The sequence below is a fragment of the Paenibacillus sp. FSL M7-0420 genome, from assembly GCF_038002345.1.
Lineage (GTDB): Bacteria > Bacillota > Bacilli > Paenibacillales > Paenibacillaceae > Paenibacillus_AQ.
This window is the reverse complement of record NZ_JBBOCJ010000001.1, coordinates 1,688,670-1,700,346: the sequence shown is the minus strand read 5'-3', so window position 1 is coordinate 1,700,346 and position 11,677 is coordinate 1,688,670. Positions and strand designations below refer to the sequence as shown.

Genomic DNA, 11,677 nt, shown 5'->3' with positions numbered 1-11,677 from the left:
GAATCTCTGTTGCGCGGATCACTTACAAAAAAGGTATGGCTGGCGTTACTGCTGCCTGCCATACCTTGGTGGCTTGCTCTGCTCTTATCCTTCAGGGTGTTCTGAAGGTTCCACCGGTTGTGCCGGAGTGACCGGAGCAGCAGCCGGGGCCGGTCTTGAGACCACAGAGGTTATGGGTGCTGCTGTGTGTCTGACAACATCCTTCTGTTCAGAATTGCCCTTCGTCAGCCCTTTGATCAGCGCCTCGACGTCAATACCGGACACACTTTTGAGCATCTCGGGGGCTGTCGACATCAGTTGGGTCACATAATTACTGACACGCGCAGCTCCTTCACCGTTGCCGGTATCCACCACAGTCAGCTTGTCGATAGACGCCAGCGGCTCGGCAATCTTCCCGGCCAGCTCAGGCAGCATTTTGACGATAATATCGAGAACCGCCGCTTCGCCGAATTTCTGGAAGGCTTCTGCCAGCTTCTCCTTGGCTTCCGCTTCGGCCAGACCGCGCAGACGGATAACTTCAGACTCTGCTTTACCTTTGGCCAGCTCTGCATCCGCAATCGCCTGACCTTCCAGCCGCTTCTGCTCGGAGGTTGCCTTAGCCTGAGTCTCAATGCTGTACTGCACAGCATCGGCTTCACGCATGCGCTTGGCCTTGTCGGCTTCCGCCGCCTGCTCTACCGCATAACGGTCTGCTTCCGCTTTCTTCTTCACTTCAGCATCATACTGCTTCTCGCGTACCTGGATTTCCTTCGCCTGAATATCGATTTCGCGTTCCTTGCGGACCAGCTCAACCTTCATCTGCTCTTCCACCACGGTCTGCTTGGCACGCGCCTCCTGAATGTGGTACGCCTGATCGGCTTCCGCCTTGGCAGTATCCTGATCGCGCTTGAACGCTGCGACCTTGAGCTGGTTCTCCTTCGATGCTTCGGCAATGTTGGTATCCCGCAGCAGCTCCGCCTTCTGCCCCTGCTCCTCGGCATTGGCCTTCTGAATCCGCGCGTCACGGACAGCTTCCGCTTCCGCAATCTCCGCATCCCGCTTCACTGCGGCAATCCGCGGTTTACCCAGCGCTTCCAGGTATCCGTGCTTATCGCGTACGTCCTTGATGGTAAATGAGACAATCTGAAGTCCCATCTTCTTCAGGTCACGGGCGGCAACCCCCTGAACCTCCTGGGCGAAGCGGTCCCGGTTGCGGTAGACCTCTTCTACGGTCATCGTACCAAGAATCGCCCGCAGATGTCCTTCCAGCACTTCCTGCGCTTCGCTCTTCAGGGATTCAATCGGCTTGCCCATGAACTGCTCGGCTGCCGTTGCCACATCTTCCGTGGAGCTGCCTACCTTGATGATGGCGACCCCGTCGGCAATGACCGGCACGCCTTGCTCCGTATAGACCTCCGGGGTCGTCACATCGAGCTTATGGGAGAGCAGCGACATGAACTCCGCCTTCTGGAAGACGGGCAGAATGAATGCACCGCCGCCGCGGACGATTTTGATTTTGCGGCCGGAGCCATCATCTGATATATGATTGTTGCCCAGGAAGGAACCGGTGACGATCATGCCTTCATCCGGGCCAACCGTCTTGTAACGCGCCCAGAAGGCGAGTCCGAGGACAAGCAGTACAGCGATTACTATCGCAGGTATAAATAGGGATTCTGGAATATTCTCTAGCATCATAAGTCCACTCCTTTTCTCTCTTCGAATTCAGACACAAGTGCTACACCCTCACGTACCTCAACTACTACAACCTTGATTCCGGCCGGCAGTGCATGCTGCTCGAAGCTGGCCGCCGTATGCAGGCTGTTGCCTGCACCGAACTTCACCATAATCTCACCGTAGCCTGTGCCGGGGACCGGGACGGTAACCTCACCGATCTTACCCGGCAGTTCATTCATGGAGAAGCCGTTCGACATCTCGCTGTTCCTCATTGGCTTCACTACCACCAAATGCATCAATACGCCCACGAATGCCGCAACCAGCAGGGACAAGGCGAGAATCACGCCATCTTCCAGTCCGCTGTAGCGGCCCAGCAGCATGCCTGCTCCACCGAATACAGTGATCCCTCCTGCCAATAGGGTAGGATTCAGGAAATCAAAGGATACGATGTCAAAAATCCCGTCCAGAGCGCTCCCAATCAGGTCGCCTACCACTACACTGACTACAGCAAAAAGAATACCCAGCGCCAAACAGCCCAAATACAGCGTTTGCATGTTAGTCTCCTCCCGTCATTACTTCCGGACTGTCATACTAGTATAAACGCAACTGTCATGCCCTTGGTTTCACAAAGTTGGGTATTGCTCTCATTAATGTATGCCGGAAGCGGGAAAATTAACAGACCAAAGAAGCCGCCCCCGTAGACGGGAAGCGGCTGTACTGCCGATGGCTGACTTACAAAGCCAGCTTATAAATTTCAACTACGTCCTGACGCTCCAGCTTGCGGAAGTTGCCGAACGGACCGAAGCGGACCGCCTTGTCGGCCATGCTGCCGATTTCGCTGTCGTCGATGTCGTAATCGCCGAGCGTCTTCGGAGCGCCAATGGAATCCCAGAAGCGGCGGAGCGCTTCAATGCCTTCGAGGCCGGTCTGTTCATCGGTTTTGCCGGCAGGGTCAATGCCGAACACGTTCACAGCCAGCAGGCGGAAGCGGGCAGGATTCGTGCTGAGGTTATATCTCATCCACTGCGGGAAGAGAATCGCCAGGCCGCCGCCGTGGGGAATATCATACACAGCGGATACGGCATGCTCAATGTTGTGCGTAGCCCAGTCACCGGCAAAGCCCATGCTGACCATTCCGTTCAGCGCCATCGTCCCGCAGTACATAATGGTCTCGCGCAGCTCGTAGTTGTTCAGATCCTCAATCAGCTTCGGCGCCGTCTCAATGACCGTACGAAGCAGAGCCTCCAAGAAGCCGTCCTGTAAGGGCGTATTGCTGTCTGTATGGAAATAATGCTCCAGCGTATGGGACATGATGTCCACCATACCGTAGACTGTCTGGTCACGCGGCAGGGAGAAGGTGTTCTCCGGGTCAAGAACCGAGAATGCCGGATAGGCATGGATGCTGCCCCAGCCCATTTTCTCCTTGGTCACTTCGTTGGTGATCACCGAGCCGTTGTTCATTTCGGAGCCGGTGGCTGCCATTGTCAGCACCGTTCCAAACGGAAGCGCACCTTGAGGTGCGGCCTTGCGTTCTACGAAGTCCCACATATCCCCTTCATATTTCGCTCCGACGGCCACCGCCTTGGCACAATCAAGCACACTGCCGCCGCCGACGGCAAGAATCAGGTCGATATTATGCTCGCGGCATAACGCTACACCCTTATGTACCGTCGAGAGACGCGGATTCGGCTCCACTCCGGCAAGCTCGGTAACTACGGCACCAACCGCTGCCAGCTCAGCGATGACGTTGTCGTACAAGCCGCTGCGCTTGATGCTGCCGCCGCCGTACATCAGCAGTACGTTCTTACCGTATTTCGGCACCTCGGTACGGAGTGCCTGCAATGTTCCCTGTCCGAAAATAAGCTTGGTCGGGTTATAAAATTCAAACTTGCGCATATGAGTAAACCTCCATGAGTATGTGAATGTGAAGCACCTGTCTATTATAGTCCTCCGGCTTGGCGCATTCAAATGGCCCGGAAAGAGACAGGCATACTTTACTCCTCTACCCGTAAGTTGGACTGAGATTCCGTTATGTTGGCAAATCTGATCAGATGACAGGATAAACGGACTGAGATTCCGTTAAGCGTCCTGATATCCGTCATATTACGCTCAAATGAACAAGATAAGCGCTTCTCAGTCCGTTACATCCTCATTTATTAGTTTCTGAGGGATATAACGTCTTCTCAGTCCGTTTCATCCGCAGGCAGCAGTAATTAATCCACAATAGAGGCGAATATCATCATTTCCCAATGATAAAAAATGCCCCCGCCGAATCCGGCAGGGACAGTAAATTTTGCGATCATTAAATTAAGTAAGTATGCTCTCAGTTAAAACCACTGCTGTTCAGGAACCGGCGGAAGGCCGCCTGCCCTTCCGGCGTGCGTTTGTAGACTCCGGCATGCTCCAGAATGTGGGTGAACTTCGTACCCACCTCATTCTGCACGGCCTTCACTGCTTCTTCGCGGTTCAGGGAGGTACTGAAGCGGCTTACCAGCTCTACAATCCAGGAAGCATGCAGCGCCAGCGGATGATCCTTGCCCTCGCTCTGGACAGCTCCGAGAAGCGCAGTATCGCCCGCCAGTATGCCGGCGATGGCGTCAAGCTCTTCCTTAAGCCGTCCCGGCAGAATAGCCAGGCCCATCACCTCAATCAGGCCGATGTTCTCCTTCTTGATATGGTGCATCTCCCGGTGCGGGTGGAAGATCCCTTCGGGATATTCTTCGCTGGTCCGGTTGTTGCGCAGCACCAGATCCATCTCGTAGCCGCCGTCCTCTGCCCGGCGCACGATAGGGGTAACAGTGTTGTGCGGAACGCTCTCTCCGTCCTCTTCACTGAACGCCAGCACTTCGGCGGCCGGATCGCTATACCTTTTCCAGGACTCGTAGATATGGTTGCCTGCCTCCAGCAGCACCGCCGGATCTTCCGCATGCATCCGCAGCACGGACATCGGCCACTTCACAGTGCTTAAGCTGACACCGGGATACGAGGCATGCGTGAAGGTATCCTCTTTGGGTGCCTTCTGGATCGGGAACGTATGCCGTCCGCCCTGGAAGTGGTCATGCGTCAGAATCGAGCCGCCGACAATCGGCAGATCGGCATTCGAGCCGATGAAATAATGCGGGAAGGCTTCCACGAAGCTAAGCAGACGCTTCAGCGTATCCTTCGTCAGCTTCATCGGCACATGATCGTGGTGGAACACAATGCAATGCTCGTTATAGTAGACATACGGCGAGTACTGGAAGAACCATTTCTCGTTGTTCATCGGGAGCGGGATCACGCGCAGGTTCTGACGCGGCGGGTGATTGACCCGGCCGGCATAGCCGACATTCTCGCGGCAGAGCTGGCACTTCGGATAGACCGGAGGCGGAAGCAGCCGGGCCATAGCGATTTCCTTCGGACTTTTCTCCGGCTTGGAGAGGTTGATTGTCATCTCAATATCCCCGTACGGCGACTCCTGAAGCCAATACACATTCTTCGCTACACGGTCCATACGGATATAGTTGGAATCAATGCTCAGCTTATAAAAGCGGTCCGTTGCCGCCTGAATGCCCTGTGCCGCCTGGATCGCGGCGAACTCCGCATTGACCTCAGACGGGCGGGCCATCAGAAGGCCCATAATCTTCGCATCCAGCAGGTCGCGGTACGTATCGGTATTCTCCGGGATCAGCCCGAGACTGAACCCGTAATCAATCAGCTGGTCCAGCGGGGCCTGCGGACTGTCCAGCGGACCTTCAGTGAACTCGCCGGGATACGGCTCGCTGAAGCCGAACTGGTCCAGGAGTTCATTGCGGCTGTAATCCACATCTGCTGGCTGGATAAGTCCCGTATGTCCGGCAAACAGAACCAGCTGTTCAATCGCATACAGCGCCTTCTCAGCGGCAGAAGCCGTACTATTATCGTTCTGCATTTCATTTCTCCTTCTATGGTGCCTTATGCGGCGCTTTGCATTCTGTCTATTTCACCTTCGGGCAACAAGCAGAATTGCTGCTTACTCCCCGTACCCTTGCGGATTGGCAGAGTGCCAGCTCCAGGCGCTCTGAATAATGCCTTCCAGGTCGGCATGCTGCGGGTCCCAGCCCAGAACCTTGCGGGCTTTGTCAGAGGAAGCGACGAGCACTGCCGGATCTCCGGCGCGGCGTTCCTGAACCACAACCGGAATGTCCAGGCCGGTAACCTTCTTCGCCGTCTCAATGACCTGCTTCACTGAGAAGCCCAGGCCGTTGCCAAGGTTGAAGATATTGCTTGCACTGCCGCTGCGCAGATAAGTGACTGCACGGACATGCGCATCCGCCAGATCGCTGACATGAATGTAGTCGCGTACGCAGGTTCCGTCCTCTGTCGGATAGTCTTCCCCGAACACTGCGATATTCTCGCGCTGCTTCAGCGCAGCCTGGAGCACCAGCGGAATCAGATGGCTCTCCGGACGGTGGTCTTCGCCGATCTTGCCGCTGGCATGTGCGCCTGCGGCATTGAAGTAGCGAAGCGCTACGTATTTGATGCCGAGCACTTTGTCGAACCAGGCCATCATGCGTTCCATGGTCAGCTTGGTCTCACCGTAGACATTCGCAGGCTCGGTGCGGTCGGTCTCTTCGATAGGTACCTTTTCCGGTTCGCCGTAGGTGGCGGCTGTGGATGAGAAGACGATTTTATCCACACCGGCATGCTGCATGGCTTCTAGAAGACACTGCGTTCCGTACACATTGTTGTCGTAGTATTTAACCGGGTCCTTCATGCTCTCGCCCACCAGGGAGCTGGCTGCGAAGTGAATCACCGCTTCGATCTCATTCTCGGAGAACAGCTTCGCCAGCAGCGCCTTGTCGCGCAGGTCGCCCTCGTACAGCTTGCCGCCCAGCAGCGCCTCCCGGTGCCCTGTCAGCAGATTGTCAATCACCACAACCTCTTCACCGCGGTCCAGCAGCTCTGCTACTGTGTGTGAACCGATGTATCCTGCGCCGCCCGTTACCAGAATCGCCATCTTATTTCACTCCTTTCAATTCTTCCACGCCGTTGCCGATGCCGCATACATAGAATTCGCCGGTCAGGCCGGTTCTGTTCTTGTAGGCTTCTCCAACTTCTGTTATGAAACGTTGCACATCATCCTCGTGCACCAGAGATACCGTACATCCCCCGAATCCTGCGCCGGTCATCCGTGAGCCCAGTGTGCCAGGAATGCGCTGCGCTTCTTCTACCATAACGTCCAGCTCTTCACAGCTGACTTCATACAGATCGCGCAGGGATACGTGCGAGTCATTCATATAGAGTCCGAATTGCTTCAGATCATTGTTCTTCAGCACCTCCACCGAGTCAAGCACACGCTGATTCTCCTCCACCACATGGCGGGCCCGGCGTCTGACGGTCTCGTCAGCGATTTTATCCTGGTGAAGCTCGAACTGCTCAGGCTTCATCTCAGCCAGATAGGACAGGGATGGAACCTCCTGCTTCAGAATAGCGAGTGCCTCTTCACATTGGCTGCGGCGCTCATTATACTTCGAGTCCACCAGACCGCGCTTCTTGTTCGTGTTGCCGATGACCAGCTTATAGCTGCCCGTCACGAATGGGACCAGGCTGTACTCCAGCGTGTCACACATTAGCAGAATCGCGTGGTCGCGCTTGCCGTTGGCTACTGCGAACTGGTCCATGATCCCGGAATTCACGCCGACATACTGGTTCTCCGCACGCTGGGACAACAGAGCGATCTCCACCGTATCTGTGTCACCGCCAAGCAGCGTCAGGAAGGCATAGCCGGTCACAACCTCAATCGAAGCGGAAGAGGACAAGCCGGAACCGTTAGGAATCTCACCATGGAACAAAAGATCGTAGCCCCCGGATACCGGGTGCCCCTTCTTAGCCAGCTCCACCATTACGCCGACCGGATAGTCCACCCATTCGCCGGTCTTGGCTGCGCCGGTGTCGCGGAAGTCGATGGAAGCTTCATAAGGGAAATTCGTGGATGCGAATTGAACCTTGCCGTCTGTACGCGGGCGCACGATCAGGGTGGTTCCGAAGTCCAGGGCGGCCGGGAAAACATAACCTCCGTTGTAGTCCAGATGCTCTCCGATCAGATTCACGCGGCCCGGTGCGTAGAATACCCGCGCGGCTTCCCCGCTCTCCCCGTACTTCTTGATAAATGTACTGTTAAGTTCCTGTATGCTCATTATTGACACTCCATCCTTTCGCTGCTTGTGCTGGGACTGTGGATTATAGCTTGCGTCCTTCATGCTTACATTATAATAAAATCAGACTTGCCCTGATAATGCAATCATGTGTGCAATATATGGACAAATGTGACTTTCGTCTCTGAAGAGACTATACTCAGTAAGAAGAAAAGTGAACGGGCGCTCCTTATACACTTAGCGATAGGAGCGTTCTCTTCAAGAAGGGCGGCTTGCAGTGCAACATACCTATTCAGTAGGATCAAATCCTGTATATTACGATAAGCAGCTGCTGCATGTACTCTTTGCGGGAGAGAGCCAGACCCTCCCGCTGCATCAGGCGGGTCCCAAGATCTACGATTACTATCTGCTCCATTATATTGAATCAGGCGCCGGGGTCTTCCGGACAGAGGAGCACACGTATGAGCTGGGAGCAGGAGACTGCTTCCTGATCCATCCGGGCCAGCTGGTCAGCTATATCTCGGATCAGCAGCAGCCCTGGCGTTACCGCTGGGCGGCCTTCACCGGCGCTGATGCCGGGCAGCTTGCGCAGCAGGCGGGCTTCGCTCCGCTAGCCCCGGTGCTGTCTACCGCAGGCGGCAGTGTCATTCCCGGAGCGCTTGCCGGGATGATGTCCGCCTTCTATGCCAATAAGGAGAGCGCCGCCCTGACCTCTCTGGGATATCTGTACCTCATTGCAGGGGAGGCAGCGGAGCTGCTGGTCTCATCCTCCCGGCTGCCGGGTGCGGAATCACAGATCAAGCGGACAGTGAAGCAGATGATTCACTACATGGCTTCCCAGTATGCCCATCCGGTCTCGATTGAACAGATGTGCGGCTCTCTGGGATATAACCGCGCTTATCTCTCCCGTATCTTCAAGCAGGAGACGGGGCTCTCTCCGGTCACTTACCTGCTCAAGCTGCGGGTAGAGAAATCCCGCCAGCTGCTGCGTGAACGTCCCGAGCTGTCCGTGGAGCAGGTAGCGGCATCGGTCGGACTGACTGATGCCCTGTATTTCTCCCGGCAGTTCAAGCGCTTCTACCGCCAATCCCCCTCCGCTTACCGCCAGGCCACGGTGAACCCTGGAGAGAAATAGCCCTATCGCCTAGAGCAACAGCCCGTCTCCTGAACAGGAAGCGGGCTGCTTGCATGGTTATCTATGGAAGCCGGACCTTATGGCAACTCTTAGGCTTCACTCCTCTGTCTTAAGGATCGTTTCGATCCGGTCCAGCTCCTCCTGCGTGAAGTCACTGTGGGACAGCGCGGCGATATTTTCCTCGATCTGGCTGACCCGGCTGGCGCCGATCAGCGCCGAGGTGATCCGGCCGCCGCGCAGCGTCCAGAGCAGGGCGAACTGGGCCAGACTCTGGCCGCGCGCTACGGCCATCTGGTTCAGCGCGTGGATTCTGCGCAGCACCTCCGGCGTAATCCGGCTCTCATTCAGCGCAGCCGAAGGTCCGGCTGCCCGGGAATCTTCGGGGATGCCGTTCAGATATTTATTCGTCAGCAGACCCTGCGCCAGCGGAGTGAAGGCGATGCTGCCCACCCCATGCTCCTCCAGTACATCCTGAAGCCCGCCTTCAATCCAGCGGTCCAGCATGGAATACCTCGGCTGATGAATCAGCAGCGGGGTGCCCAGCTCCTTCAAGATCGCAATAGCCTGCTGCGTCTGCTCTGCCGTATAGTTGGACAAGCCGATGTACAGTGCCTTGCCTGAGCGTACAGCATGATCCAGCGCTCCCATCGTTTCTTCCATGGGCGTGTCCGGGTCCGGGCGGTGGGAGTAGAAGATATCCACATAGTCCAGCCCCAGCCGCTTCAGGCTCTGGTCCAGACTCGACAGGATATATTTACGTGAACCCCAGTCCCCGTAAGGGCCGGGCCACATCGTATATCCCGCCTTGGTGGAGATTATCAGCTCGTCACGGTACGGCGCGAGATCCCGGGCCAGTACCTTGCCGAACAGCTCCTCCGCCGATCCGGCCGGAGGCCCGTAGTTATTCGCCAGGTCGAAGTGGGTAATTCCGAGATCAAAGGCGCGGGTAATCATCTCACGTCCGTTCTCAAAGGCATCAATGCCGCCAAAATTATGCCACAGGCCCAGTGAGATGGCCGGAAGCTTGAGACCTGACCTGCCGGTGCGGTTGTAACGCATTCCTTCATACCGTTCATCACTAGCCACATATACCATGTTATATCCCTGCCTCTCGTATCTCATGTGTGAATACCCTTCTATAAACTCACGGCTTCATAAGTAATCTTGTTCTACAAAAAAAGACTGACTGGGCGTTAGCCCAGCAGTCCCTGCACTCTGCCCAGCACATCTCCGATCCGTTCTGTAATAATCAGGTCTGCCTGATCATCATACGGGGTAGGCTCGCCGTTAATCAGTACAGTATGCCGCCCCCTGAAGTAAGTGACCAGGCTTGCGGCAGGATGAACGGTAAGCGAGGTACCGCCGATGATCAGCAGATCCGCCGCTGCAATGGCATCCACGGCCTCAACAAGCACCTCATGATCGAGTGCTTCCTCATAGAGCACCACATCCGGCTTGATGATCCCCCCGCAGTCCTCACAGCGCGGCACAGAGCCTTCCTGCTCCAGCCATTCCTCCAGGCCGTAATAGCGCTGACAGCCCATGCAGTGATTGCGGTGGATAGAGCCGTGCAGCTCCAGAACCCGGCGGCTTCCGGCAATCTGATGAAGTCCGTCGATATTTTGCGTTATGACCGCCTTCAGCCTGCCGCTATCCTCCAGCTCCGCAAGCAGCCGGTGGGCCCCGTTCGGCTTCGCTCCGGGATGAATCATCTTGCTGCGGTAGAAATCAAAAAAAATGTCCGGCGAGGACATAAAAAAGCTGCGGCTGAGCATCACCTCAGGCGGATAGGGAGAGTTGTGCTGGGTCTGGTACAGACCGGCTGCCGAACGGAAGTCCGGGATGCCGCTCTCTGTCGATGTTCCGGCACCGCCGAAAAACACAATATTGTTGCTGTCTTGTATCCAGGAAGCCAGTAGCTGTAATTGTTCCATAATCTACACCTGTCCTCTCTGTACGTAAATCGTAATGAATTCAGATCGTTAAGCGGAGCGCCGGATAGCCGGTTACCACAATATCCGCATCCAGCAGATGGTCTGTATTTCCGTCCGGGGAGATCCCGACCGCAAGACGCAGCCCCGCCCCCCGGCCCAGCTGCATATCCGCATTGCTGTCACCTATGATAACCGTCTCTTCAGGCCGCAGCTCCAGCTCCCGGCAGGCCTTCTCGGCCATCTCCGGTGCAGGCTTGCCGTACTTTACCCGGTCGCGGGTAACCACCGCCCCGAAGTACCCGGAGATGCCCAGCCATTCCAGATGCTCGCGGGTGGTGGACAGATTGTCGGAGGTCACAACGCCAAGCTTCAGGGAGGCGGCAGCACACTGCTCCAGGAACGGCAATAATCCCGGCATGGGCACAGCCGTACGGCGGCGGCGAAGCTCATTCATGGCCTCCTTGGAGATGGCATTCACTCGCGTCACCGCTTCATTCCAGGGGACACCCGCTGTATAGAGCTGCCAGGCCAGAATCCCGGTGGATTCCTCAGCCGTTGCCATGGAGAGCGGACCGGCAGGATCATAACCGGTAATTCGTCCGGAAGCATCATGCGTCGTCCCCAGCACCGGGGCCAAATCTGCTCCCGTTACAGGTCTGCTGCCCATTAAAGTCAGCTGGCTGCCCAGCCCCTCAAGCACCAGCTCAGCCCAGCTGCCCCAGGTGGCCAGGAGATCAAGCAGCGTGCCGTCCTTATCGAACAGGAGGCCGCTTACGGGAACAGAGAGTTCATTGATGTGCAATACAGGCATTCCAGCGCTCCTTCCGCATAAGTTATATTAC

At 56.2% G+C, this 11,677-nt stretch carries 10 protein-coding genes; 1 reads left to right on the top strand and 9 read right to left on the bottom strand.

The window, feature by feature from the left end:
- Positions 1–84: 84 nt before the first annotated feature.
- From MKX51_RS07240 to MKX51_RS07215, 6 genes are all read right to left on the bottom strand, one after another.
- Entirely contained in the window at positions 85–1,671 is a 1,587-nt protein-coding gene (locus MKX51_RS07240) for a flotillin family protein (protein ID WP_340995548.1), read from the bottom strand.
- On the bottom strand, positions 1,671–2,207 hold the full coding sequence (locus tag MKX51_RS07235; protein ID WP_340991820.1) for a protease: 537 nt from the start codon (positions 2,205–2,207) through the stop codon (positions 1,671–1,673). The genes MKX51_RS07240 and MKX51_RS07235 overlap by 1 nt, the downstream gene beginning before the upstream one ends.
- A 178-nt stretch (positions 2,208–2,385) precedes the next feature.
- Positions 2,386–3,549, bottom strand: a complete 1,164-nt coding sequence (locus MKX51_RS07230) for an iron-containing alcohol dehydrogenase (protein WP_340991819.1) — start codon at positions 3,547–3,549, stop codon at positions 2,386–2,388.
- A 427-nt stretch (positions 3,550–3,976) separates the two neighbouring features.
- Complete coding sequence (locus MKX51_RS07225; protein WP_340991818.1) at positions 3,977–5,560, bottom strand: UDP-glucose--hexose-1-phosphate uridylyltransferase; 1,584 nt, start codon at positions 5,558–5,560, stop codon at positions 3,977–3,979.
- Positions 5,561–5,641: 81 nt separating this feature from the next.
- Positions 5,642–6,628 (bottom strand): UDP-glucose 4-epimerase GalE, encoded by a 987-nt coding sequence (gene galE / locus MKX51_RS07220; RefSeq protein WP_340942699.1) that lies wholly within the window; start codon positions 6,626–6,628, stop codon positions 5,642–5,644.
- A 1-nt stretch (position 6,629) separates the two neighbouring features.
- Positions 6,630–7,808, bottom strand: coding sequence for a galactokinase (locus tag MKX51_RS07215; RefSeq protein ID WP_340991817.1), 1,179 nt, complete (start codon positions 7,806–7,808; stop codon positions 6,630–6,632).
- Positions 7,809–8,043: 235 nt separating this feature from the next.
- Between MKX51_RS07215 and MKX51_RS07210 the strand changes: the two genes are divergently transcribed.
- Positions 8,044–8,901 carry an AraC family transcriptional regulator gene (locus MKX51_RS07210; protein WP_340991815.1) on the top strand — a complete coding sequence of 286 codons (858 nt, stop codon included), beginning with the start codon at positions 8,044–8,046 and terminating at the stop codon, positions 8,899–8,901.
- 96 nt (positions 8,902–8,997) lie between these two features.
- Here MKX51_RS07210 and mgrA read toward each other — a convergent pair whose 3' ends face one another.
- The 3 genes from mgrA to MKX51_RS07195 form a co-directional block, all read right to left on the bottom strand.
- On the bottom strand, positions 8,998–9,996 hold the full coding sequence (gene mgrA / locus MKX51_RS07205; RefSeq protein WP_340995546.1) for an L-glyceraldehyde 3-phosphate reductase: 999 nt from the start codon (positions 9,994–9,996) through the stop codon (positions 8,998–9,000).
- A gap of 98 nt (positions 9,997–10,094) precedes the next feature.
- Positions 10,095–10,835, bottom strand: a complete 741-nt coding sequence (locus MKX51_RS07200; protein WP_340991813.1) for an NAD-dependent protein deacylase — start codon at positions 10,833–10,835, stop codon at positions 10,095–10,097.
- 40 nt (positions 10,836–10,875) lie between these two features.
- Entirely contained in the window at positions 10,876–11,646 is a 771-nt protein-coding gene (locus MKX51_RS07195; RefSeq protein WP_340991811.1) for an HAD family hydrolase, read from the bottom strand.
- Positions 11,647–11,677: the final 31 nt, after the last annotated feature.